Source organism: Brucella rhizosphaerae, from assembly GCF_002252475.1.
Lineage (GTDB): Bacteria > Pseudomonadota > Alphaproteobacteria > Rhizobiales > Rhizobiaceae > Brucella > Brucella rhizosphaerae.
Window position 1 is genome coordinate 33697 of the sequence record NZ_NNRK01000011.1, and the last position, 25278, is coordinate 58974.

Below are 25278 nucleotides of genomic sequence, written 5' to 3' on the forward strand. Positions count from 1 at the left end.
CATGGCAGGTTTAAGCACCATTCTTGCCGAGTTTGTTCATGCACCGCCAATCATGCCTGAGGTGGTGCGCGCCGCCGGACGCCGGTCGTTGCTCAACATGGTGGGTACGGCGATTGGCGGTTCAAATGAGGCCGCAATCCAAAAGCTGGCAGCAATGCTGCCAGCCTTTTCCGGTCCTGAAACGGCGAGCATTATCGGACGAACAGAGCGGGCCGATATGCTTTGGGCCGCTTACATCAATGCGGCATCCGCCAATATTTTTGATTATGACGATACGCATATTCCGACGGTTATTCATCCAGCCGCACCCGTTGCGCCTGCTGTTCTGGCACTTGCCGAAACACTGGCTGCCGAGGGACGTCCCGTATCAGGTGGGGCGTTGATTGAGGCGTTTGTCTTAGGTGCAGAAATCACCTGCCGATTGGGAAATGCGCTTCACCCGGATCATTACGCGCGCGGATGGCATATCACTTCGACCTGTGGAGCATTTGGTGCAGCTCTGGCTGTCGGCAGACTATTGCGGCTTTCTCCATCGCAGCTTGTAGACGCTTTGGGGCATGCATTGGCGCAGGCTACGGGATCGGTTGAAACACTGGGCACAATGTCTAAAAGCCTCTCCGTAGGGCAGGCAGCACGTGCAGGACTTATGTCAGCGCTGCTTGCAGCTAAGGGCTATACTGGCCCGGATGCGCCACTGGAAGGCGCAAGGGGTTTTCTAGCCTTGCATTCTGATAACCCCGATTTTTCCGCGCTGACGGATGATCTGGGGGGCCGCTGGGAAATATTGAAGAATACGTTCAAGCCATATCCATGTGGAGTGGTTTTGAACCCGGTTATCGAAGCCTGCCTGGCACTTCATGCGGAAGGCAACTTCAAGGCCGATGAGATAGCCTCAATTACACTGACAGGTCATCCGCTTTTGCGTCAGCGCACAGATCGCCCGGATGTCTCGACAGGCAGGCTGGCGCAGGTCAGTGCACAACATGCGGTGGCCGTCAGCCTGTTATGGGGCAGGGCAGATCTGGAAGCTTTTTCGGACAGTGCCGTTGGTAATCCGGAACTTAAAGCCGTAGCGCGCAAGCTGTCATTTTTAGATGATCCTTCCTTTACATTTGAGGCCGCGGAAGTTTGTCTTCTGCTTCAGGATGGGCGCAAGCTTGTGCGCAAGATTGATGCCGCCAAAGGTGGACTAGAGTATCCAATGAGTGAGGCTGATCTGGCCGCGAAGTTTCGCACGCAGATTGTTTGGCGCGGGATTGAACTCGATGGCGATGCATTAATTGCTTCTCTCGGAGCGATTGAAAATGCTGCTGATGGAGCTTCCTTCCTCGCCCTGGCGCGAGCTGACACGACTAACAAAGGGAGAGAGATATGAGCCACGGGAAGATTGCCGATCCGATATTCACTTTGACCACAGGCCCGGTAGATGCTTACCCGGCCGTATTGCGTGCGCTGTCCCGGCCCGTTCTTTACGATTACGATCCGGCTTTTCTGGCGGTCTATGAATCTGTGAACGCCAAAGTGCAGCGCGCCTTCCACACCACAACACCACCGGTCATTCTTCAGGGTGAGCCAGTTTTGGGGCTGGAAGCGGCTGCTGCCTCGCTGATTGCGAAAAATGATGTCGTGCTCAATCTCGTTTCTGGCGTTTATGGCAAGGGCTTTGGCTATTGGGCTGCTCGCTATGCGAAAGAAGTTGTCGAGCTTGCAGTACCCTATAATGAAGTGCTGACAGCGAATGCCGTTGCTGATTTTTTAAAGAAGCACCCGGAGGTAGCAGTGGTTTCGCTTTGTCATCACGACACACCATCCGGCACGGTAAACCCGGTTGCCGGAATCGGCACCGTGGTAAAGGCTGCGGGTAAGCTATTCATCGTGGATTCCGTTTCAGCTTTCGGCGGAATGGACGTTCTGCCTGAAACAGCTTGCGCAGATATTTTTGTAACCGGTCCGAATAAATGTCTGGGCTGCCCTCCCGGACTGACACTGTTGCATGTGAGCGAAGCTGCATGGGAGAAAATAGCGGCTAATCCTGATGCACCCAAAGCCTCAATCCTGTCGATCAGTGACTGGAGGAACGCACACAGGGCCGATCGGCCATTTCCCTTCACACCATCCGTTACCGAAATCAATGCTCTTGATGCAGCACTCGATCTTTATCTGGAAGAGGGTGAGGAAGCCGTGTGGGCCCGACATGCATTGACGGCGAAAGCCTGTCGGGCAGGTGTTCAGGCTGCCGGCCTCAAGCTTTGGGCAGCCCGTGAAGAAATTGCATCGGCAACCTGTACTGCAGTCGCAATTCCAGATGGAATCGATGAAGCGAAACTGCGTGCGTCCATACGTGACCGATATGGTGTCGTTTTCTCATCGGGTCGTGCCGAGACTCTGGGTAAGCTGACCCGAATTGGGCATATGGGGCCAACTGCACGCCCGACATATTCGCTTATATCGGTGGCAGCAATTGCCGGGGGGCTCAAAGCCGCAGGCGTTAAAGACATCGATGTAGGGGCCGGAGTTGCAGCAGCAATGGCGGTTATATACACGGCAAAATAGTCAGGCGGTGCACCTTAAACAGGCATAGGGGTAATCTGGTGCTTTCAAAACAAGCAATTACCGTATAGTAATACGGTAATACCGATCCCCATAAACCAAAGGGGTACAAACTTATGGCTATGTCTATGAACGGAAGAACTCCGCCTATTGATTTTAAAGTGATAAAAGCTGCAGCACCTGTGCGTCATAGCGTTACGGAAAGCATCCGCAACTCTATCGCTGTGGGGTATTTTACGGCGGGGCAGCGTATCACTGAACGTGACTTGTGCGAAATGACGGGTGTCAGCCGTACGGCTGTGCGTGAAGCACTCCGGCAGCTCGAAAGCGAAGGTCTGGTCGAAGTCGTTCCGCATCGCGGGCCGATTGTGGCTCGTTTAAGGCCGGAACAGGCGGAAGGCATCTATCAGGTGCGTGTGGAGCTTGAAGGGCTGGCATGTGAACTGTTTGCCCGCAACGCCACCGATGAGGATATCGCAGCGCTGAAAGCGGCTTTCGAAGTGCTGAAGCAAGGCGACAAGGTCACTGATCCTTTGGAGCGTTTGACGGCCAAGAATGCGTTTTATGATAGCCTGATTTTTGGTGCCCATAACGAGGCGCTTGGTCATACGCTTTCTTCGCTGAATGCGCGCGTCATGGTCTTGCGCGCGACATCATTGGGCGCGCCAGGTCGCACACGTGAAAGCCTTGCAGAACTGGAAGAAGTGGTTGGGCATCTGGCTGCCAGACGAGGCAAGGAAGCCCGCAAAGCAGCCGCTCATCATGTGATGAATGCAGGCAAAGTCGCAATTGCCATTCTGCGAGAGCGACTGGCGCAGGAAGCCGATGCCTAGATTAAACGCCGGGGTTATATCCCCGGCGTTGCTCCACCATCCACGTTGATGACCGTGCCGTGTACATATGCGGCAGCGGGGCTGCACAAAAAGCGGACGACATCTGCTACTTCATCGGCTTCGCCATAGCGCTGTATGCCCTGTGCCTCACGAATTTCTTCGCGTGCAGCTTCAATGGAAATATTGCGGTCTCTTGCGAGCACCTCGATACGGCGGCTCAGACGATCCGTCATGATATGGCCGGGACAGAGGGTATTGATCCGCATACCTGTGCCTTGTGCGCGTTTGGAAATCGCCTTGGTGAAGTTGATAAGTGCGGAATTGACTGAACCACCAATAGTAAAGTCCGGCTCAGGCGTATGCGCGCCGACGCCCGATATATTGACAATCACGCCCTTGCGGTCAGACAAGGCAGCCCAGGCAGCTCGACAAAAACGCACACTGGCATGAAATTTGAGAGCAAAACCTTCCTGAAAATCCTCATCCGTCAGCGATAGGAAGTCGCCGCGCTTGGTCGCGCCAGCATTGTTTATGAGCACATCGATTTGTCCGGTTGCGCCCAGCGTCTCCGCGACCACGTGCTCAGCAGCTCCTGGTTTTGACAGATCTGCGGCAATGACCATCACCTGTGGCGAACCAGCTGCGCGCGCCAATTCCGAAGTTTCCTCCAGCGCGGCCGCATCGCGTGCACAAAGGCTGAGCGCGAATCCGTCTTTTGCGAGCCCGATGGCGAAGGCCCGACCCAATCCGCGGCTGGCTCCAGTGACAATTGCTGTGCGCATATTTTTACTCTCTCGTGAATGCTGCTTCTGCCCGCTTTGCTTTTTCTATTTAAATCCAATGGGATATAAGAAATGTTGCAAAATCGTCGTCCGTTGATTTTCAATATTGTATTACGGTATGATCATGCTATCGTATTCTCGCACTGTCAATCGGGGTTGCGGTTTTTGCGCTAAGAGATCGCTGAGCGATCTTCTTCAAAGATCGGCCCTTTCCGAACGGAGGAGCCAGATGCAGGGCTGTGAAAGATTGAAAGTCAGTTTGAGCAGGCGTTGTTACAGCGCATCGCATCGGGTTGTCTTCACGTCTGCAGCACAACGCAGATGGATCGGATCAGGGGTGACACCAGCGCGGCGTTCCATGGGAATTTCCGCCCGCGTTGCCCAGTCATCGCCTTTGTGTCCACACCATATCCGCTGCACGGCCATCTCGTTACCCACTGCGTTCAACTGGAAGACATTGCCTGTTTTTACATCGACGCCAAAGCTGAACGAACGGCTGGCGCCGGGGCTGACTTCACCGAGGTCGGCAGAAAACCAATGCGCGATGGACGCAGAACAAACCAATGCGGTCTTGCCACTGTTTTCAACCGTAATGTCAAGTGACTGGCTGTTGACGGATGCAGATGCCGTGTTCAGTCCAAGAATTGCTGTAGCAAGAAAGATGAGGTGAGTTTTCATTTCAAAACATTGCTCCCGGTTTCTACTTTAAAAATCATCCGGGACGGAAGAATTAGTCAACAAAAATCTATAAAAGGGAACAATAAAATGAAAAGAATGATAACAGGAGCTGTCAGCAGTGCTGTACTCGCTCTCGCCTTGAGTGGCTGGATGGCGAGTAGTGCTTTGGCCGAGGAGATTACTTCAATTGCCATCCTGGCCCCAGAAATGGGAACTGATATGGGCTGGAACCAGCAAGGCGTCGATGCAGCCAAGGCTGCGGGAGAGGCTGCTGGCGTCAAGGTCGTTGTCGCAGAAAACCTGGGTTATGGCGATGTCCGTCCAACCTTGCGCGAACTTGCTGAAGACGGCGCTGGACTGCTGATCGCCCATGCTTCCGGCTATAATACGGCTGCGCCTGAAATTGGCGCGGAAATGAATGTTCCTGTGGCGATCGTAGATAGTCCTGACAAACTCGCCGATGGCAAGGTCGCGGACTACACCGCAGCAGGCAGCGATGGCGCATATCTTGCAGGCCGCCTTGCCGCTAAAGTCAGCCGGACCAAAATTGTGGGTATCGTCGTTTCGGGTGAACCGCCATCGTGGAACAATATGTCGGTCGCCTTCGCCCAGGGCGTTAAGGCTGAGAACCCGGCTGTTGAAGTTCGTTATGCGGTTATTGGACCAGCTGCCTATGCAGATGCAGCGGGTGGCAAGCGTGTAGCTGAAACTGTGATAGCTTCAGGCGCGGATATTATTTTTGGACAGGGTAACGGTTCCAGTTTCGGCATGTTGCAGGCCGTTGAAACCACGCCGGCAACTGATGGGGGGAAAGCCTATTTCATTGACGTCATCGGCGACAAAACCTCTATCGACAAGGGCTATCTTTTGTCCTCGGTCATTTGGGATCTGACTCCTGTTTATGCTGCGATGATCCAAGACCTGAAAGACGGAAAGTACGGCAGCCATAACTATAATATCAAGCTTGCGGACGGCAGCCTTCGACTTTTGAAAACCAAGAATATCCCGGATGATGTCTGGAAAGAGATGGAAGCTCTTCAGGCGGATGTTGTGTCTGGAGCCATCAAGGTTGAGCCGAAGTTTGACGCAGACAGCGTTCATGCGCTGGTGAAGACCGTCGCAGCGAAGTAAACCAGCCTGCTCTTAGAACCCGTCTCGTCATAACCGCGCGCATTGTCTGACATTTTGACATTTGTCGATGTGAACGATGTGCATGCAGCTTGTTTGATCTCCGCGTCACGGCGTGGTTTGGCAAGCTGCGACGAGACGGATTTGCATGAAGGATAATGAGATGCAGGCGACAACCGAACAGGTAGCCTTTTCATCAAACTCCGCAGCGAAGCCATTTGTCGGTCTGCGCGGTATTACCAAGCGCTTTCCCGGTGTTGTTGCCAATAGCAATGTCAGCACAGATATATGGCCGGGAGAGGTTCATGTTCTGCTCGGTGAGAACGGTGCGGGCAAATCCACGCTGGTGGGGATGCTGTCGGGGCTCCAGCAGCCGGACGACGGCTGGATCGAGATTGACGGAACTGCTGTCAAGGTAACCTCGCCCCGTCACGCCCTCACGCTGGGTATTGGCACTGTATTCCAGCACTCCATGCTGGTCCCAAGTTTAACAGTTGTGGACAATTTCACGCTGGGCGGCATCTGGTGGCGTAAGCCAGACCGTAATGGCATCGCAAAACGCATCAAGGAAACCGCAAGTCGTGTAGGGCTGCAGGTTGATCCTTTCGCACTTGTTGCGAGCCTTTCGCTCGGCGAACGCCAGCAGGTCGAAATACTGCGTGCTTTGATGCGCGGCAGCCGCTGTCTCATTCTTGATGAAGCAACTGCAATGTTGACGCCAAATGAAGCGGTGTCACTTGGCCAGTTGATGCGTCGGCTGGTAGCCGAAGGGCTGGCTGTTATTTTCATTACGCACAAGCTCAATGAAGCGCTTGCCTATGGCGATAGGATTTCTGTCTTGCGCCTTGGTAAAAATGCCGGTGCGATTGCTCCCGACGAACTGCATTCCAATAGTGACGAACAGAACACCGAAAACATTATTCGTCTGATGTTCGGCCAGTCCGCATCCAGCGATAGTGCTGGCGAGTTCCGCACCAGCCGGGAATTGGGTCCAGTCGTGCTTGAGGTAACAAAGCTCAACTCAGAATCTGGTCGGATTCCGGTTTGCGATGTTTCAATCACCCTCAGATCGAGAGAAGTACTCGGAATTGCAGGCATCGACGGGAATGGCCAGAAAGAGTTGGCTGAAGCGTTGGCCGGGCAGGCACTTTCATCAGGCAGTGTCAAACTGCACGGCGCTGAAATTGGTTCACTCTCGGTGGGTGAGCGGCGCGCTGCCGGATTGCGCTATGTCACTGATGACAGGTTGGGAGAGGGGACGGTAGGAGCATTTGCTGTCGCAACCAATTTCCTTCTTAAGGATATTGGGGCCTCTCCTTTCTGGCGAAAGGGCATCGAGAAGCCTCACTCTATTCGTTCACAGGCTATAGAACATGTACGCAATTTTGATATTCGTACGCCTGATGTTCAAACACCTGTAGGAACGTTGTCGGGCGGAAATATTCAGAAAGTTTTGCTGGCACGAGAACTGACAGGTGCTGCCGAGGCCGTTATTTTCGCCAAGCCAACCTATGGCCTTGATGTGAAGAACATTCGCGCTACCCGCCAGCGCATTCGCGATGCTGCCGACGCAGGCAGGGCGGTTTTACTGATTTCAACAGATCTGGACGAGCTGCTTGAGTTGGCTGACAGGGTCGCCGTTATCGATCAGGGCAGGGTCGTTGGTACGGTTCAAAATGGTGTGGGTGCGCGCGATGCAATCGGTCGCCTGATGAGTACCGGAGGAGAAGAATGAGCGATCAACAGGCCAGCACCGCCGGAGTGGGGCGCTCGACGCTGCGTGCACCTTTTTCAGCCTGGGGCAGGATATTAACCGTCAGCATTGGGCCGCTGATAGCTGCACTCGTCTTGGGTGGGCTTATACTTCTGGCGATGGGTGTCAATCCGCTGAGCTATTATGGATATGTTGTCGAGCGGGCAATATTATCGCCGTCGGGGCTCTCAGCAACCTTGACCCGTATGGGACCGTTTCTTCTTATCGCGGCAAGTTTGATTGTCGCCTTCCGGGCAGGCATCTGGAATCTCGGTGGAGATGGCCAGTTTCTGTTGGCTGCGGTTATTGTTGCTGCGACCACGCCACTATTGCATGAGGCGGGTCTTCCTATCTGGCTCAACCTGGCCATCGGTTTGATCATCGGTCTTCTAATCGGCGCACTTTGGGGGCTTCTGCCTGCAATGCTGAAAGCGTGGCATGGCATTAATGAGATTATTACAACGCTGATGATGAGTTTTCTGGGCGTCTCGCTCGCAAATGTACTTGTGAAACTCGCATTTCTCGATCCGGCAACCACCACGCCACAAACCCGAACCTTGCCCGTAGACGCCAGACTACCAAAGCTATTCGACACCACAATTTCCTCAGGTCTGATAGTTGGTCTTGTTGTTATCATTGCGATGCATCTGATGATGACCAGGACATCATTCGGCATGAAGCTGCGTCTGGTTGGTGCCAATCCGCGAGCCGCTGTTCACGCGGGCCTTTCAGTGCCAAAACTAACGATTGCTGTGTTTGCCATTTCGGCTGGTCTTGCGGGGCTGTCCGGTGCTGTGGACATATTGGGCACTCAGGGCAATGTGCGGGCCGACTGGAATCCGGCGTACAGCCTTACAGTCGTGCCGCTGGTTTTTCTTGCCCGGTTGAACGGGTTTGGATCAATCGCTTATGTCTTTTTGTTTTCAGCGCTTACGATCGGTGGAGAAAGTGCCGCGCGTCGTCTTGGTGTGCCGAGCTTCTTCTCACTGGTCATCGTAGCGCTGTTGCTGATCACGCTCGCATTGGCGGAATATTTTGACAAAAATCGCCAGTATCGCGCGAAGATCTAGGGGAAAGAAATGTCACTTTTTACAGAAAGTTTCATCATCACCCTGTTCCTGGGGGCAATAGCTGCGGGAACGCCGTTATTGCTGGCGGGTTTGGGAGAGCAGCTCTCCGAGAAGGCAGGGGTGCTCAATATCGGCCTCGAAGGCATGATTCTGGCGGGCGCTTATGCCGGATTTCTTGTTGCGTGGAGCAGCGGAAGCATGGGGCTGGGCTTCATCGGCGGTGCCGCAGCGGGTGCTTTCATTGCCGCTTTCATGGTTTTGCTTTGTGTGCGGTTGGGGCTTAACCAGATCGTTATCGGCATCGCGCTAACCTTGGCCGTCCAAGGACTGACTGCGCTTTTGCATTTCGTGCAGTTTTCCCGCAGCTATCCCCGTCTCGATGGTGCCTCCAAATGGCCGATCTGGCCTTTGTCCGAAATACCGATAGCGGGGCCCATCCTGTTTAACCACAATCCGATTGTATATGTGGCGGTTGCGCTGGTTGTGGTCTTTGCCTGGGTCTACAGGATGACGCATTTTGGTATCGCGTTACAAGCGGCTGGCGATAAGCCGGCAGCACTGGATGCAACAGGCGTAGATGTCATTCGCACCCGCAGCATTGCGGTGCTGACAACTGGTGCGCTGGCGGGGCTGGGCGGTGCATTCATGTCGGTCGCGGTTGCAGGGGTTTTTATCCCGTTCATGAGCCACGGCAATGGTTTTATTGCAATCGTTCTCGCGATGCTGGCGCGTGGGCGACCACTGTGGGTATTGGGTGGCGCGCTGTTGTTTGGCGCAAGTTTGTCTCTGGCAACGGCTCTACAGGTAGCTGGCGTCAATGTGCCAACCGATGTCATTCAAATGTTGCCTTTCGCGATGGTCATGTTGGTCCTTCTGGTTGCTGGCCGAAAGGCAAGTCTACCGCAAGCGCTCGGTGAAAGCTTTGTGCGTGGGGCTCGTTGAGCGGAGGATCGGAGCATGATTTTTGAACGTGCCTTTGCATTGTCGACCGGGATTAAGCCTGTCCAGGTTGTTCGTAATGGCACCCTCTCGGGCAGCAACCTGGCGCGAGCTGTGATTGCTTTAGGGAATTTTGATGGCTTCCATTTGGGCCATCAGTTGCTGCTCCAGAAAGCCAGACAAATAGCAGGTACGATACGTCCCCTTGCGGTCATGTCTGTTGAGCCGCATCCGCGTCAGTTCTTTAACCCGGATATTGTGATCGCACGGCTCGCTCTTCCAGAACAGAAGCATCGATTGGCAGAAATGCTGGGGCTTGATTATATTTTTGAACCAGATTTTAACCAGGACTTCGCTTCCCTCACGCCAGAAGCCTTCGTCATCGATATATTGCACAGAAGGCTCGACATTTCCCACATAATTGTTGGCGAAAATTTCCGGTTTGGTGCGGGCCGCAGAGGCAATTGTGAAACCCTGATTACACTGGCGAATAGCGTTGGAATAGGCGTTGATATCATCCCACTACAAACAGCGTTTTCTTCCACACATATTCGGAAAGCCCTGCAGGACGGTAATGTCAAATCAGCGTGCCAATCTTTAGGCAGAGCATGGGAAGCCAGTATCGTTTGGCGGGATAATGGCTATCATTTGGCTGAGGGCCTCGTTTGTCCGAAAGAGGGATATTATGTTCTGGCCGACCCATCAGATGGACGTGTTTTCATATCGCAATTAGCACAAGACGGCAGAATTTGGTCTGCCGTCTCATGTCCAGGCAGGGTCTCATTCCTGGCACGTTTAGAGCGCTGAAATCACTCGAACTAACGATCCGCCGACGGAGCATTCGTTTCAGTGGGCAGCACTGCTTCTCAGTTTTTGCTCTGCAAAAACGAAGGCTGCATTGATCAGGATAGCAAGCGCTGCCACGATGAAACCACCTTGCAGAACAAATGCTGTATTGCCGGATAAAAGCCCTGCAACGATGACTTCACCAAGCGTGCTTGCAGCAACCGTCGAGCCGATGGTCGCTGTCGACAGCGAGATAATCGCGGCAAGGCGTATGCCTGACAAGATGACCGGCAGCGCAAGCGGCAGTTCGACATTGAACAACAATTGCCGGTCGGTCATCCCCATGCCGCGCCCTGCATCGACAACGGATGGTTCAAGTTCAGTGAGACCCGTCAGCGTGTTTTCAAAAATCGGAAGCAGGCCATAAAGCAGCAATGCGATGAAAGCCGGAACAGACCCGAAGCCGAATATCGGCACGGCGATGGCCAGTACGGCGACAGGCGGGAAAGTCTGGCCTATATTGGCAATAGCACGCGAGAGAGGCAGAAACTCGCGCCCGCTTGGCCGTGTCGTGAGAATGCCGAGTGTTACAGCAATAATCGTTGCCGCCAGCGTTGCAAACCCTACCAGCGCTAAATGATTGATGGTGAGCGCAAGTAGCGAATTCTGAGTATAAATCGCTGGTGAATTGTTGCGCGTGAATGGTGCCAGATAGCTCTGGAACAATTCGGGTTTGATGATGAAGATACAAAGAAGAACCAGCAATCCGGTCTTCAGGACTGTGCCCAGTTTCATGCGACCCTCCGGGCATGGTCTTCAATTGCAGTGCGGGTGATGCGGCCAACGATCTGGCCGTCGCGGCTCACGGGTAGTGCTGAGCGACCCGACCATAAGCTCGCTCCCAGTGCTTCGCGTAATGATGTGTCACTGGAGATCGCATCCCCGTCCGCATCGCCCGGCTCTAAGAGATTGTCGACCGTTTCAAGTGACAGCAGTCGGAATACGCGATCGCTGCCACCGCCAAGCAAGGCATGAACGAAGTCTGTGGCTGGCTTGGTGATGATGTCTTCGGGCGTCGCATATTGCAGCAATTTGCCCTTGTCCATTACCGCAATGCGCGAGCCAAGTCTGATTGCTTCTTCCATGTCATGGGTAACAAGTACAATCGTAGTCCCGTAATGTTTCTGTATCGCCAGCAGATCTTCCTGCGCCTTGTCGCGGATGATTGGATCGAGCGCGCCGAACGGTTCATCCATCAAGAGGATCGCTGGATTGGATGCCAATGCGCGGGCCACACCGATGCGCTGCTGCTGACCGCCTGACAATTCATGTGGCATGCGATCACGATAGATCGCTGGGTCAAGTCGAAACAGCGTCAGCAATTCATCAACACGGGCGGATATTCGGGTCTTATCCCAGCCAAGCAGGGTGGGGACGGTCCCGATATTTTCAGCAATAGTGCGGTGCGGAAACAGTCCATGGCCCTGAATTGCATAGCCGATACCGCGCCGCAGAATATGCGGGGGCAATTCGCGATTGTCTTTACCATCGATCTTGATCACACCATGGCTCGGTTCCACCAGCCGGTTGATCATACGCATGAGTGTGGTCTTGCCTGAGCCGGACGTGCCGACAATGACGGCCACATCACCTGCTTCGATGGTCAGCGAGACATTGTCGACGGCCGTTTGTGCGCCATAGATGCGGGTGATATTTGAAATCTCGATCATGGGGCTGGTTCCTAATTCTGATGGCCGCGGCTGATTTCGATCAGCGCATCAAGCAAAATGGCGGCGACGAATGCCATGGCAACGGTTGGCAAGGCGCCCAGTAGCACAAGGTCAGTAGCTGTCTGGGCGATGCCCTGAAAGACGAACATGCCAAGTCCACCGCCTCCTACGAGGCCTGCAATGACCGCAAGGCCAATGTTCTGCACCAGCACGATGCGGATGCCGGTCAGGATAACCGGGAAGGCCAGAGGCAGCTCCACAGAAAACAAGCGCTGGCGGCGGGTCATGCCAACCCCACGTGCGGCGTCTACGACCGAAGGTGAAACATTATCGAGACCGGTCACGGTTGCGGAAACGATAGGCAAAAGTGCATAAGCGACTAGTGCGATGAAGGCTGGCGCGGGGCCAATACCTGCAATGCCGAGGGCTGCCGCACCTGGAAGATTGGCTCCAACCCATGCAAGCGGGGCGATCAGCACACCAAACAATGCCATGGATGGGATCGTCTGGATGACATTGAAGAATGAGAGAACTGCATCGCGTATACGCTTGAAGCGATGGACTATAATGCCGATCGGCGTGGCAATGATGAAGGCTGCAATGAGCGAGCCAACGGCCAGAAACGCATGAGTGCTAATCGCGCTCGCAAAGGCGCTGCGGCGGGAGACATATTCCTTGAGAATGGAGATGTCGCTCCACACACCGCTATAGAGAAACACACCAAGGAGCAGAACGAAAATACCAAGGGCTGCCAACCGCGGCAGGGGCTTAAGATTCAGGCGAACAAGCGTGTCGCCAATGGCAAGCGCCAATGCAAACACGATCAGCCACAGCCCGCCACCCGGCGAAACGCGCGCGTAATTATTGCCGGCCGGGGTCAGATAGGTAGCGCTCCAGCCAATCGCGATGGCAATCACGATGAGGGTGATTACGAGAATGCCAAGCCGCAGGGCAAGCTTTGAACGCAGCGCCATGATGAGGGCGGTCCCAAGCGTCAGTGCTATCAGCACCAGCGCCTGCGCGAGAGGCAAGGCATTCCAGATATAAACGGGTGCAGTTGCCGCGACGCGATTGGGGCGCACAAGGGCAAAAGGCTGGAAGAGTATGGCCGCGATGATGATGAGGGCAATGACCAGCCCGAGCCTGTCGAAGGTAAACCGGGAGGGAGGGGCGGCGGCACGGTCTGCGGTTAATTGCATGGTGAGTCCTGTTCGCCGGGAATGCTGCTGGCTTCAGCGACGGCCGTGCGGGGCACATCTTCAAAGCAAACTATAAGGAATGGGGTCCCTGCCGGAACTACTGCTCCCGGCAGGGAAAGGGATTACTTGATAAAGCCCTTGGAGGTCAGATATTCGCGCGCGACATCAGCGGCAGGTTCGCCACCAACCTGGACGCGACCATTGAGATCCTGGAGGCTTTCGAGAGAGAAGGATTCAAACACCGGCTTTAGAAGTTCGGCGATTTGTGGATTTTCCTTCAGCACAGCTTCACGAATGATCGGGGTTGGCAAATAGACTGGCTGCACACCTTTGTCGTCGTTCAGCACTACCAGATCCGCAGGTGCGATACCGCCATCTGTTCCGTAGACCATGGCGGCATTGGCGCCCGAAGTCTGTTGGGCAGCAGCAGCGATTGTTGCCGCCGTATCGCCGCCTGAAAGTGTGATCAGCTGATCGGGCTTGAGGGTGAAACTATACGCCGTCTGGAAGGCAGGTAAGGCCGTGGCTGAACTGACAAACTCTGATGAGGCTGCAAGCTTGATCTGTCCACCATCGCTTACATATTTACCAAAATCGGTAAGCGATTTCAGGTTGTTCTTTTCTGCCACATCGCGACGCAGGGCAATTGCCCAGGTGTTGTTGGCATTGGCGGGCGTCAACCAGACAATCTTGTTGGCGTCATAGTCGAGCTTCTTGGCTTCTTCATAACCTGCTTCAGCCTTGTTCCACACGGGCAGATCGCCCTTGTTGAAGAAGAAGGCAGCATTGCCGGTATATTCAGGATAGATGTCGATCTGGCCCTGTGTGATAGCTTCACGCACGATTGGCGTTGCGCCCAGCTGGATCTTATCGACAACCCCAATATTGTTGGCCTTAAGAACCTGTGAAATAATGTTCCCCAGTACACCGCCTTCTGTGTCGATCTTGGAGCCGACGACAACGTCGGCTGCCAAAGCAGAACTGGTGGCAGTTACCACGCCGGCCAATATGCCGGCCATCATCAAAGAAGTCTTCATAGTTATGTTCTCCCTCACAGTCAGACGCTGTTTGAATTTCAGGCTAATTTAAAACACCGGAAAGGGATATATCCCAGATTCCGAACGAAGGATGCCTCAGCAAGCGCCTGCCATCCCGATCATGTTTTATAAGCGTCGAAAACCAATTCTCGCGAGAAATAAAATTCTACTAATTGTCCTCTGTTAGCAGTGACACCATCTCATTTAACATCGTTGGTGTAAAAGTGTTCCGACGCCATACAAATGAAAGTATCTGACGGTGTTCCTGACCAAGCGGATACTGCGTTATCGGAAATGGAAGACGGGCAACGACCGGCTCTGGCAATATCGAAAGATAGCCGTGACGAGTGACCAGGTTGATGATGACGGGAATGGAGTCCATCTCAATTAAGCGAAGCTTGGACGGCCCTACCGGTCCAAGCACGCTTTCCAGATAGAGCATCGCGTGCTGTCGGATGCCGCTTTTGGCGCTGGGCAGTGCCAGTCGATGCTTTTGCAAGAACGCGGCCATATCGTCTTGCAGTTCTGCCATGACACGGTGATCGCCAATCAGTGCGAGCGGCGTATCGGATACGACGCAGCCGTCAAAGTCTTTGGAAAAGTCGTCGTGATCTATGAGGATGGCGTCATAGCGACGGCTTTTGAGACCTGAGACCAGCTCTTCGGCAGTGTTGGCAGATATTGTTAGCGGCTGGCGCGGGTAGAGTTTTTCCCACCCAGCCGTCAGATTGGCCAATATCTGAGCAATGTTGCTTTCATGGCCGAGCGGCATCACAGACCCGACCCGACAGGTCGCGAGATTATATCGGAAACGATCGGAAGAGGCGTGAGACAACTCCTCCCAGTTGCTTATAATTGTCTCGACAAGAGTGAGCATTCTCTTTCCCGCTTCGGTGCAGCTCACTCCAGACCGGTTCCGTTCAAATAAAGCGCAACCGAGATTGCGCTCCAGTTCGGAGAGCTGACGGGTCAGTTGTGGCTGCCCCATGCCGAGGCTTTTGGCTGCTGCGCGTATGCTCCCCGCTTGCGCTGCGACAGAAAAGCGAATGAGAGCAGTAAGAGAAATGGCCGCGCGATTATTGGTGACGCCACCGATAGATTGCAATTGACGACCAAGCTGCGCCGCTTCGTTAAATAATCTGCGGCGCTTTTGTGCTTCCAGTGTCAGGCTCAGGACAGCACCTTCCCGCCGCATCAGTGGTACAGCAAGCGCCGTTTCCATTCGCTCAAGGGCTGCACTGACAGTGGATGGTGCGCGGCCTTCCTGACGCGCAGTCTCGCGTATGGAGCAAGTTGAAATCAGCGAGTTAATGATCAGGATAGTGGCAATGTCCATTAAGATACCCCGATTTGCTCTTTGAAGTCGCGCCGCCCACGACGGGCCGGCAGAAGAATAAACATCAGCTTGTCGCTGGCCTATCGCATAGATTCATATTGCTTGCATCATGACATCGACAGGTCTTTATATTTCACGAAAGTCAATGCTGTCAGATTACCTGTGTTGCGTGAAGTCGCGACCTTAAACATGTCACCCAGTACGATTGTTTACGGCCTGGCTTATCTAAAATCCCCACATCGCGCGTTCGCAATATGGGATATCCCTTGTGCTCGCGGCGTCAGATAAGCTCATCCTGACAGCCTATTCTTGAAGGTATTGAAAACAGTGCAGATCGTGTTGAACGGGCAGCCGTTAGGCTTTGCCGATATGATGAAGATCGGGAATGGAGAACTCGAGGTCTCAGCCTCCGCCGAAGGCATGGACCGCGTGAGGGCTTCCCGTGCTGTTCTGGAAGAAGCGATCCGCAATGGTGTTCCCGTTTATGGCGCCACGACCGGCGTTGGCGCGATGAAGGATATTGCCTGGTCCAGTGAAGAACTCGACGAGTTCAACATGGGGTTGGTACGCGCGCATCATTTCGGCACCGGCACAGCATTCCCACCATCAGTCGTGCGCAAGGCTATAGCCATTCGCATCAATACGATCCTCACGGGGCAGGTTGGTTGCACGACCGGACTGGTTGACGCCTATCTCGATTTATTGCGGACCAATGTTATTCCTGTTGTACGGCGAACCGGATCTATCGGCTGTGCTGATATTGGCCTGATGGGGCAGATTGGTGCAGTTCTGACAGGTGTTGGCGAGGCGATGTATCAGGGTGAGCGCATGCCAGCCGCCGATGCTCTGGCTGCCGCTGGCCTCAAAGCCCACCGTATGGCGCCGCGCGATGCATTGGCTTCGCTTTCCGCCAATGCGGTGAGCTTTGCCGCAGCCGCACGTGCGCTGCGTGATGCGGCTTCGGTCATCCGGGTCATGTTGGCAACCAGCCTTACAGCCTCCGGTGCACTGGGTGCGTCTGCTGATCCGTGGCTGGCTGCCTGCCATGTAGGAACGCCGCGTGAGGCTCTGGTTGGAAAGTGGTATTGCGATGCAGCCGCTTCGTGGCAATGGCCGGTATCAACGCACGTGCAGGATCCGCTGAGCCTTCGCATGGTGGCGCAGGTTTTTGGCACGATTATCGAGAGCCTGCTTGGTGCTGGTTATAAGATCCTACAGGCGACCGGACGCTCAGATGATAATCCGGTTGTGGTCGAAGGCCGCGTCGTGACCTCCGGCGGGTCATTGCCGCTTGACGTGACAGTTCTGCTTGAATCCGTCTCCGTTTGCATGGCGCATGCTGCGCGTAATGCGTTTAATCGCTGCGTGCTTCTGGGCAATGGTCATCGCCGGGGCCTGCCGCTTAATCTTGTGCCGGAAGGCAGGATCGCAACCGGCTTCGGCCCGATCATCAAGCTTGCTGGTGAGATATTCTCTCGCGTTCTTTCGCTAAGTCCACCTGTGTCTGCGCAGTCGCTGGTCGTGGCAGGTGGAATGGAAGACGAAGCTGCTTTCCTGCCGCTGGTGATCGAGCGTTTTGAACGACAGGTTGAAGCACTGAAACGTCTGGCAGCATTGGAAGCGCTGCTGTCCTCGCAAGCCATCGATATTGTCGGAGACGAGCCAAAGGGCGTGGCTGGGCTGATCTATGAACAGGTGCGCAAATGCTCACCGTTCTATGACAAAGACCGACCTCTTTCCTCCGAAGTCGAATGCATCGAAGAGCTGATTTGCTCGGACGCTATCGTTGCGCAGATTATTGATCGCGCGCCGATCAATAGTTTTGACAGCTTCTTCGCATTGGGTACTGCACCCGAAGGTACGCCGGAAGCGACACGCGCGAAAGTCGTGGTTGCCGCTCCCGCATTTAAAGAGAACTGACTTAGAGCACATTGGTTCATAGTGACTGGCTGGGCAGGAGAATAGATATGGCTGATTTTGATCTGGTTTTACAGGGAACCGTAGTGCTGCCTGACCGCATTGTGGATCGCGGCTATGTTGCGGTGCGTGATGGCAAGATCATCCAGCTTGGCACCGGAACGCCGCCTGCAGCCCAAGAGCGGCATCTGCTTGGCGAAGCGCTCATCATGCCGGGCGCAATTGATGCACAGGTGCATTCTCTGTCGCAAAAAAACCAGGAAGATTTCATCTGGTCGACCCGCACAGCCGCAGCTGGTGGCGTTACCACCATTGTCGATATGCCTTATGATGAAGGCGATCTGATTTGCTCTGCAGCGGCGGCGCAACGCAAGATCGCACATGCCGGTAAACAGGCCTTCGTCGATTTCGCGCTCTATGGCACGATTGATCCTCTGGAAGGTACCGTACGCATTGCCGAACAGGCGGAAGCGGGCGTGGCTGCATTTAAGTTCTCGACCTTTGGCACGGATCCGAAGCGTTTCCCTCGCATCAACCCGCCGCTTCTGGCGGAATGCTTTGCGGAAGTGGCTAAAACCGGCCTGACTGCTGGCGTGCATAATGAGAATGACGAATATGTGCAGTCGGCAATGAAGAAGGTCAAGGATGCGGGCATCACGGACTATCGTGCCCATGGCATGTCGCGTCCGCCGCTGACTGAACTTCTGGCTATGACCGAGATTTATGAAATTGGCGCCGCTACCGGTTGCCCCGCGCATGTGGTGCATTGCTCGCTTGGTCGCGGTTATGAGATAGCTGCATCTTATCGTGCTCAAGGCTATCAGGCGACTGTTGAATGTCTCATTCATTATCTGATGCTGGATGAAGAAAATGATGCGAAGCGTCTTGGTGGACGCTCCAAGTGCAATCCGCCTTTGCGTCCACGTGCCGAAGTGGAAAAGCTTTGGCGTGAGTTGGTGAATGGCAATGTAACGTTGCTGTCTACTGATCACGTCAGCTGGTCGCTCGACCGCAAGACCAATCCGGATATGCTTGCCAATGCATCTGGCTTGCCGGGTTTGGAAACTCTCATTCCATTGTTCGTTAAAGGCGCTATGGAGCGCGGCGTGTCGCTGTCATGGGGTGCGAAGCTGATGGCGGAGAACCCTGCCAGGCATTTCCGCCTTGATCATATCAAGGGCGCACTGACGCCGGATCGCGATGCCGATATCATGGTACTGACACCTGAAACTTATATCTACGATGCGGCTTCAACGGGGAATAACGTTGCTGGCTGGTCGCCTTTCGACGGGATAGAGCTGCCTTACAAAGTGGCGGCAACCTATGTGCGGGGTCAAAAGGTCTATGATGGCAAGAATGTCATCGCGACCGAAGGCTCAGGTCAGTTTGTCCGCCCGCCATTGCGTCATATCATTGCAGGACACGCATAATGAGTACCAATCTCCCGGTTCAGGCTAAGCGTATCGCGGAAGATATCGACGCATTGGCCGCGATCACCGAGCCGGGCCGTCCGTGGACAAGGCGTGTGTTCTCGCCGCTCTATCTGGAAGGCCGCGCTTATCTCGAAAAGCGTATGCAGACTGCAGGTCTTGAAACCCGTATCGATGCGGCTGGTAATCTGATCGGCCTTCGTAAAGGACAGGGCGGCAATAAAGGCGTCATCATGCTTGGGTCGCATTCTGATACTGTGCCGGAAGGTGGACGCTTTGACGGCATTGCCGGGGTGGTGACGGCGCTGGAAGTGGCGCGTGCTTTGAGTGATCATGGCGTTGAGCTTGATCACGATCTGGAAATTGTTGATTTTCTCGCAGAAGAAGTCAGCCCCTTTGGCGTTTCCTGCATTGGCAGTCGCGGCATGACCGGACAATTGCCGAAAGAATGGCTTGATCGTGTCAGCGACGGGCGCACGTTGCACGCGGCATTTGGCGAAGTCGGGGGGAATGCCGAAACGGTTTTAAGCCAGAGCCGCCCCGATCTTGCAGCGTTTCTGGAACTGCATATCGAACAGGGGCCAGTGCTGGAAACCGAACATAAGGATATCGGCATCGTAACGGCGATTGCTGGCATTAGCCGTTTTGAAATCGCAATCGAAGGCCGCGCCGATCATGCTGGTACAACGCCGATGGGGCAGCGCGCAGATGCGCTGGTCGCGGCGTCCAAGCTGGTGCTGGATATCAACGAAAAGGCCTTTGAACTGGCAGCAACACCTGGGCATTTTACGGCAACGGTGGGAGAATTCCGCATTGAACCCAATGCTGCCAATGTGGTGCCGTCGCTGGTTCGGCTATTGATCGATACACGGGCAGAATTTCGTCCAGACATGGAAAGCTTCGCGCAATGGCTTGATGAAAACTGTGCGAAGCGGGCAAGTTCAGATGGTGTGGTTATCGAAAGTATAAAGCGCGTCTCCGATAATCTTCCCGCACCTGCAAACGAAAATGTGCTGACACATCTGGAAGCCGCTTGCGAGACGGTCGGTGCCAGCCATCGGCGTCTGGCATCGGGTGCCGGACATGACACTGCATGGCTGTCGAAGGTTGCGCCAGCGGCGATGATTTTCGTACCGAGCAAAGGCGGGCGCAGCCATACGCCGGAAGAATGGACAGACAACAGCGAAATCACCTTGGGTGCAGCCGTGCTTTATGAAGCGGTGCTTTCCCTCGACAAATCGCTGCCAAATTAGAACAAACAGGCAGGAGAAACCGAATGGGACGGATACTTGTTGAGAAAGACGTTGAAGCTGCGGTCAAGGGCGGCTCCGTTTATGCAGCTGGCGGCGGCGGCTGGGCCGATCATGGCCGTATGCTGGGTTATGCGGCTGTCAGCATTGGCAAGCCGGAACTGGTTTCAATTGATGAACTTGACTCCAATGACTGGATCGCAACCGCAGCCGCCATTGGTGCGCCAGCCTCAACAACGCCGTGGGAAATGCAGGGCGTTGATTACGTCAAAGCGGTCGATCTGTTGCAGAAGGAGCTGGGCGAACCGCTCAAAGGTCTGATCATTGGTCAGAACGGCAAATCTTCGACGCTCAATGGTTGGTTGCCATCAGCCATTCTTGGCACCAAGGTAGTTGATGCGGTTGGCGATATCCGTGCGCATCCAACGGGTGACATGGGCTCGATCGGCATGGCCGGTTCGCCGGAACAGATGATCCAGACGGCAGTCGGCGGCAATCGCTCGGAAAACCGTTACATTGAGCTGGTGGTCAAGGGTGCTACCGCAAAAGTTTCGCCGATCCTGCGCGCCGCTTCCGACCAATCGGGCGGCTTTATCGCTTCCTGCCGCAACCCACTGCGTGCTTCCTATGTGCGCACGCATGCAGCACTTGGCGGCATCTCGATGGCTTTGAGCCTCGGCGAAGCGATTATTGCCGCTGAAGCCAAGGGTGGCCATGCGGTGATCGATGCGGTCTGCAAAAACACTGGTGGTCATATTCTGGCCGAAGGTGCGATCACGGAAAAGAACGTGGTCTATACTAAGGAAGCCTTTGATATTGGCACTGTGAAGGTTGGCATTGGCGATAAGGCTGTCACTCTTCATGTGATGAACGAGTATATGGCAGTTGATGACAAGGACGGCGCGCGCGTCGCGACTTTCCCGTCCGTCATTACCACACTATCGGAAGAGGGCTTGCCGCTCAGCGTTGGCGAGCTTCGTGAGGGCATGAAGATCTTCATCCTGCACGTACCCATGAGCATCATTCCATTGTCCGCGAGCGTCCTTGATCCAACTGTCTATCCATCAGTTGAAAAGGCGATGGGCATCGAAATTGCGAAATATGTGCAGGGAGTGAAGTAACCATGCCAAAGGCAAATCCACGTCATCCGAACTTTCCCATTCCGGGTGGTCCGGAACTTCGTGCCAAGGGCTGGCGTCAGGAAGCCCTGCTGCGCCTGCTCGAAAACGTGCTTTCGGTCGGTGAAGACCCTGAGAATCTGATCGTTTATGCAGCGCTCGGCAAGGCGGCGCGTAACTGGCCTGCGCATCGCGCCATCGTCAGGACGCTTCTGGAGATGGACGAAAATCACACGCTGCTCATCCAGTCGGGCAAGCCTGTGGGCTTAATGAAAACCCACGCCAAGGCACCGCTCGTCATCATGGCGAATTGCAATATTGTCGGACAATGGGCGAAGGCCGAGTATTTCTATGAATTGCAGCGCAAGGGTCTGATCTGCTGGGGCGGCCTTACGGCTGGTGCGTGGCAGTACATCGGTAGTCAGGGCGTTATTCAGGGCACCTATGAAATCTTTATGCGCATTGCGCAGAAGCGCTTCAATGGAGATCTGGCTGGACGGTTCATTCTGACTGCCGGTCTTGGTGGTATGGGCGGTGCGCAGCCGCTTGCCGGTCGCATGGCTGGTGCTGCGATCCTCTGTGTGGATATCGATCCTGAACGTGCAAGAATGCGTAAGGAAATCGGCTATTTGCAGGAAATCGCGCCTGATCTCGATACTGCACTTGCCATGATTGATCAGGCGGTCAGGGAAAAGCGAGCATTGTCCGTTGGACTTGTAGGCAATGCAGCTGAAGTCTATCCGGAAATTGCACGTCGCGGCATTGTGCCGGATATCGTCACTGATCAGACCTCAGCGCATGATCTGGTCTATGGCTATGTGCCAAAGGGCATGAGCCTTGGTCAGGTCAAGGACTTGCGTGAAGACGGTCAGGGGCAGCTGATGGCTGCGAGCCGTGCTTCTATCGTTGAGCATGTAAAGGCGATGCTGAGCTTCCAGAAAAAGGGCTCGGAAGTATTTGACAATGGCAACCTGATCCGCACACAAGCGCGGGAAGGTGGAGTGGAAAACGCATTCGATATTCCCATCTTCACGGAGGCTTATCTGCGTCCGCTGTTCGCACGTGCAATCGGTCCGTTCCGCTGGATGGCAACATCAGGTGAAGAGAGCGACATTGCAAAGATCGATGATGTGCTGTTGGAAATGTTTGCCGACAATCACATCGTTACCAACTGGATCAAGCTTGCTCGCGAGCATGTACCATTTGAAGGTCTGCCAGCGCGTATCGCGTGGCTTGGCCATGGCGAGCGCACGGCACTGGCGCTACGCGTCAATGAAATGGTAGCATCCGGTGAACTCAAGGGGCCGGTAGCTTTCTCGCGTGATCATCTTGATGCGGGTGCCATGGCGCATCCAAATATCATGACTGAAGGTATGAAGGATGGTTCAGACGCCATCGCAGACTGGCCGCTGATCGATGCGATGATGCTCTGCGCATCGATGGCCGATCTGGTGGTGGTGCATTCGGGCGGCGGCGGCTATGCCGGTTATATGACCAGCGCGGGCGTTACAGTGGTGGCCGACGGCACGCCGGAAGGTGCTGAACGTCTTGAACATTCCTTGACCAATGATACGGCACTTGGCGTTATTCGTTATGCCGATGCAGGCTACGAAGAGTCCTTGGACGAAATCTCCAGGAAGAATGTACCCTATATTCCGCTCTCATAAGCTTTGCGGTGAAAGTTTGGTCCTCGTTTGATTTGAAAGAAAGCACTCTGATGTTGCACACGTCAGAGTGCTTTCTGGGTTTGGACAAAGGTTTCCAAACTGGTGTTTTGGTTGTTGAGAACGACTGATTATCAGGCGCTTTATCTGCTCATTCGGAAACGCGGAAAAATCTCCATGGAAAGATAGTCTTCATCGAAACTTGAAATATGAACCAGAGCGACGCGGTTGAGAAACTCAACTGTGTTGTTGCGAAAGGTGAGTAAATCATCGCTGCGCAATTCCCGCAGCATCCGATTGATATGTATCGGAGTAAGTCCGAGAGCATCGCCAAGTTCAGATTGGGTAAGGGGGCAGAAGAAGCTGTCTTCATTGCCCGTTCCGTTCAGTCGTGCCCTATGACCAAGCTCCAGGAGCAAATGCGCAACACGAACAAAAGCGCTGCGTCGTCCGATACTGATGATGTGTTCAACAAGGATCGCGCGTTGACGTGCCATGAGTTCCATAAAGGTCATGGCAAGACGCGGGCATTTTGCCAGAGATTCTGTGAGGTGGTCCAGGGAAAGCTCGAAAACCGAGAGCTCCGTGACTGAGATCAGAGTGTAATAGTTGAAGCCGATGCCGGTTCTGAAACCCAGAAAATCGCCCTTCATTGGAAAGTCCAGAATCTGGCGGTCACCGTCCGCGAGGTCACGATAGATGCACCCCCAGCCTCCTTTGATGATATGGATAGAGTTCGCCCAATCGCCTTGACTGCTGACCACTGTGTGCGGGGCGTATGTTTTGACGGACACAGGAAGTGCGCTGAGGATGCCGGAATCGCTCTCCTCAAAAACGGCACCAATTGGCGGGCTTTCGAGGAAATGGCGAAATGTTTTTGCATCGTCTGCACTGACCGCCATTGGTACATGTCCGAAGAATGGATTGTTTTCCTGTTTCTCGCGCCTGCAGTTTTCCTACGGGCAGGGCGTTCCATTAAGTTTCAGGGAGCGCATTTGTTTTGGCAAGGTAGTAATCTCTACCACTAATTGCGTAGATATCTGAGCTTTTACTAAACCATATTTCCCACAACTGCTTAATCTAGGTTAATGACACTGTGATAAAAATGGGGCAATCTTCTAATCAATAAAAACAAGAATAAGAATTGATTACGGGGTTAGAAATATATCTCACTGAAATCAAAAAATAGGCGGCCGTTGCGCTTCAGTCATCGTGACATGAAAACGGTAGAATTGCGCGCATAATTCGGTTTTGAGGGCGAAAAAATGAACGTTTCTCCGCATTTTAATAGCGTAAACAGTGAAATAAGAAATAATAGTCACATTGTGACAAAAGATGCATCAAACAAGTCAGAAGATTCTTTCGACAGTTTGCTGCCGTTACTTGTCATTATCGACAACCGTGCGTTGGACCGAGAATGTCTGGCACATGGGTTGACCAACCACAGTATCGAAATGTCCATCGCGACATTCAGTTCCTTTGAACAATGGCAGCATCAACGTCGTGGACGTACAGTAAGCGCCGTGCTCTTTAATATAGGTGGTCAGAAAGTATCGGATCCCGCTGTAGGGAACTATCTCAACCGCATCGTCAGCGATTGTGCGCCTGCCCCGGTTATCATTCTGGCGGACAAAGAGGAAATCTCGCAAGTTCTCAAAGCACTTGATTATGGTGTTAGGGGATATATTCCAACATCTGTCAATGTAAACGTGTGTGTAGAAGCTTTGCGGCTAGCTATGGCTGGTGGAACCTTTGTTCCCGCAAGTAGTGTGCTTGCACTTCGTCACGCGACAGATCCCAATTCTCACCGGCTCCAGCCGTTGGGGGGCATGTTCACCCAACGCCAGGCTGAGGTAGTCAACGCATTGCGCCGGGGCAAGGCAAACAAGATTATTGCCTATGAACACAAACTTCGGGAAAGCACCGTTAAAGTTCATATTCGCAACATCATGAAGAAACTGAAGGCGTCTAATCGCACAGAAGTTGCCTGCATTATCAACGAGCTATTCCCATCGGAAACATCTTTTTCCGATATTCATTAAAGCCCTGTTGGGTTTGGAAAATAGCATCGTCACAAC

At 53.9% G+C, this 25278-nt stretch carries 22 protein-coding genes; 14 read left to right on the forward strand and 8 right to left on the reverse strand.

Annotated elements, in window-relative coordinates:
• The first annotated feature begins 1 nt into the window (after window position 1).
• The 3 genes from CEV32_RS00495 (at window position 2) to CEV32_RS00505 (ending at window position 3383) form a co-directional block, all read left to right on the forward strand.
• The gene (locus CEV32_RS00495) at window positions 2–1375 is read left to right on the forward strand and encodes an MmgE/PrpD family protein (RefSeq protein ID WP_094573482.1); all 1374 of its coding nucleotides are present in this window, start codon (window positions 2–4) and stop codon (window positions 1373–1375) included.
• Window positions 1372–2553, forward strand: coding sequence for a pyridoxamine--pyruvate transaminase (ppaT, locus tag CEV32_RS00500; protein ID WP_094573483.1), 1182 nt, complete (start codon window positions 1372–1374; stop codon window positions 2551–2553). Before CEV32_RS00495 ends, ppaT begins: the two co-directional genes overlap by 4 nt.
• 125 nt (window positions 2554–2678) lie before the next feature.
• Window positions 2679–3383 carry a GntR family transcriptional regulator gene (locus tag CEV32_RS00505; RefSeq protein WP_208620769.1) on the forward strand — a complete coding sequence of 235 codons (705 nt, stop codon included), beginning with the start codon at window positions 2679–2681 and terminating at the stop codon, window positions 3381–3383.
• A 14-nt stretch (window positions 3384–3397) separates the two neighbouring features.
• On the opposite strand, the gene CEV32_RS00510 is transcribed toward CEV32_RS00505, so the two are convergent.
• Together CEV32_RS00510 and CEV32_RS00515 are read right to left on the reverse strand one after the other, a co-directional pair.
• Entirely contained in the window at window positions 3398–4165 is a 768-nt protein-coding gene (locus CEV32_RS00510) for an SDR family oxidoreductase (protein WP_094573485.1), read from the reverse strand.
• Window positions 4166–4438: 273 nt separating this feature from the next.
• The gene (locus CEV32_RS00515) at window positions 4439–4843 is read right to left on the reverse strand and encodes a hypothetical protein (protein ID WP_094573486.1); all 405 of its coding nucleotides are present in this window, start codon (window positions 4841–4843) and stop codon (window positions 4439–4441) included.
• 87 nt (window positions 4844–4930) lie between these two features.
• Between CEV32_RS00515 and CEV32_RS00520 the strand changes: the two genes are divergently transcribed.
• The 5 genes from CEV32_RS00520 (at window position 4931) to CEV32_RS00540 (ending at window position 10540) form a co-directional block, all read left to right on the forward strand.
• Window positions 4931–5974, forward strand: coding sequence for a putative B6 ABC transporter substrate-binding protein (locus CEV32_RS00520; RefSeq protein ID WP_094573487.1), 1044 nt, complete (start codon window positions 4931–4933; stop codon window positions 5972–5974).
• 160 nt (window positions 5975–6134) lie between these two features.
• Window positions 6135–7706, forward strand: coding sequence for a putative B6 ABC transporter ATP-binding protein (locus tag CEV32_RS00525; protein WP_094573488.1), 1572 nt, complete (start codon window positions 6135–6137; stop codon window positions 7704–7706).
• On the forward strand, window positions 7703–8794 hold the full coding sequence (locus CEV32_RS00530) for a putative B6 ABC transporter permease subunit 2 (protein WP_094573489.1): 1092 nt from the start codon (window positions 7703–7705) through the stop codon (window positions 8792–8794). The genes CEV32_RS00525 and CEV32_RS00530 overlap by 4 nt, the downstream gene beginning before the upstream one ends.
• 9 nt (window positions 8795–8803) lie before the next feature.
• Window positions 8804–9736: a putative B6 ABC transporter permease subunit 1 gene (locus tag CEV32_RS00535; RefSeq protein ID WP_094573490.1), complete on the forward strand. Its 933-nt coding sequence runs from the start codon at window positions 8804–8806 to the stop codon at window positions 9734–9736.
• A gap of 15 nt (window positions 9737–9751) precedes the next feature.
• The gene (locus CEV32_RS00540) at window positions 9752–10540 is read left to right on the forward strand and encodes an adenylyltransferase/cytidyltransferase family protein (protein ID WP_094573491.1); all 789 of its coding nucleotides are present in this window, start codon (window positions 9752–9754) and stop codon (window positions 10538–10540) included.
• Window positions 10541–10579: 39 nt separating this feature from the next.
• Here the strand turns inward: CEV32_RS00540 and CEV32_RS00545 are convergent, their stop codons facing one another.
• From CEV32_RS00545 to CEV32_RS00565, 5 genes are all read right to left on the reverse strand, one after another.
• Window positions 10580–11314, reverse strand: a complete 735-nt coding sequence (locus CEV32_RS00545) for an ABC transporter permease (protein WP_094573492.1) — start codon at window positions 11312–11314, stop codon at window positions 10580–10582.
• Complete coding sequence (locus CEV32_RS00550) at window positions 11311–12249, reverse strand: ABC transporter ATP-binding protein (protein WP_094573493.1); 939 nt, start codon at window positions 12247–12249, stop codon at window positions 11311–11313. Before CEV32_RS00550 ends, CEV32_RS00545 begins: the two co-directional genes overlap by 4 nt.
• 11 nt (window positions 12250–12260) lie before the next feature.
• The gene (locus CEV32_RS00555; RefSeq protein WP_094573494.1) at window positions 12261–13448 is read right to left on the reverse strand and encodes an ABC transporter permease; all 1188 of its coding nucleotides are present in this window, start codon (window positions 13446–13448) and stop codon (window positions 12261–12263) included.
• 122 nt (window positions 13449–13570) lie between these two features.
• Window positions 13571–14485, reverse strand: coding sequence for a glycine betaine ABC transporter substrate-binding protein OsmF (gene osmF, locus CEV32_RS00560; RefSeq protein WP_094573495.1), 915 nt, complete (start codon window positions 14483–14485; stop codon window positions 13571–13573).
• Between the two features lie 169 nt (window positions 14486–14654).
• Window positions 14655–15821: a LysR family transcriptional regulator gene (locus CEV32_RS00565; RefSeq protein WP_094573496.1), complete on the reverse strand. Its 1167-nt coding sequence runs from the start codon at window positions 15819–15821 to the stop codon at window positions 14655–14657.
• 369 nt (window positions 15822–16190) lie between these two features.
• Between CEV32_RS00565 and CEV32_RS00570 the strand changes: the two genes are divergently transcribed.
• The 5 genes from CEV32_RS00570 to CEV32_RS00590 are packed head-to-tail and all read left to right on the forward strand — an operon-like array spanning window position 16191 to window position 23203.
• A complete protein-coding gene (locus CEV32_RS00570) occupies window positions 16191–17741 on the forward strand; it encodes an aromatic amino acid lyase (RefSeq protein WP_094573577.1) in 1551 nt (516 codons plus the stop codon).
• 47 nt (window positions 17742–17788) lie between these two features.
• The gene (locus tag CEV32_RS00575) at window positions 17789–19168 is read left to right on the forward strand and encodes a dihydroorotase (RefSeq protein ID WP_094573497.1); all 1380 of its coding nucleotides are present in this window, start codon (window positions 17789–17791) and stop codon (window positions 19166–19168) included.
• Window positions 19168–20421, forward strand: coding sequence for a Zn-dependent hydrolase (locus CEV32_RS00580; RefSeq protein WP_094573498.1), 1254 nt, complete (start codon window positions 19168–19170; stop codon window positions 20419–20421). The genes CEV32_RS00575 and CEV32_RS00580 overlap by 1 nt, the downstream gene beginning before the upstream one ends.
• A 23-nt stretch (window positions 20422–20444) precedes the next feature.
• Complete coding sequence (locus CEV32_RS00585; protein ID WP_094573499.1) at window positions 20445–21539, forward strand: DUF917 domain-containing protein; 1095 nt, start codon at window positions 20445–20447, stop codon at window positions 21537–21539.
• 2 nt (window positions 21540–21541) lie between these two features.
• Window positions 21542–23203, forward strand: coding sequence for a urocanate hydratase (locus CEV32_RS00590; RefSeq protein ID WP_094573500.1), 1662 nt, complete (start codon window positions 21542–21544; stop codon window positions 23201–23203).
• Window positions 23204–23343: 140 nt separating this feature from the next.
• On the opposite strand, the gene CEV32_RS00595 is transcribed toward CEV32_RS00590, so the two are convergent.
• Window positions 23344–24102, reverse strand: a complete 759-nt coding sequence (locus tag CEV32_RS00595) for a Crp/Fnr family transcriptional regulator (RefSeq protein WP_094573501.1) — start codon at window positions 24100–24102, stop codon at window positions 23344–23346.
• A 363-nt stretch (window positions 24103–24465) separates the two neighbouring features.
• Here CEV32_RS00595 and CEV32_RS00600 point away from each other — a divergent pair, with 363 nt between their 5' ends.
• Window positions 24466–25242, forward strand: a complete 777-nt coding sequence (locus tag CEV32_RS00600) for a response regulator transcription factor (protein ID WP_094573502.1) — start codon at window positions 24466–24468, stop codon at window positions 25240–25242.
• The last annotated feature ends 36 nt before the right edge of the window (window positions 25243–25278 follow it).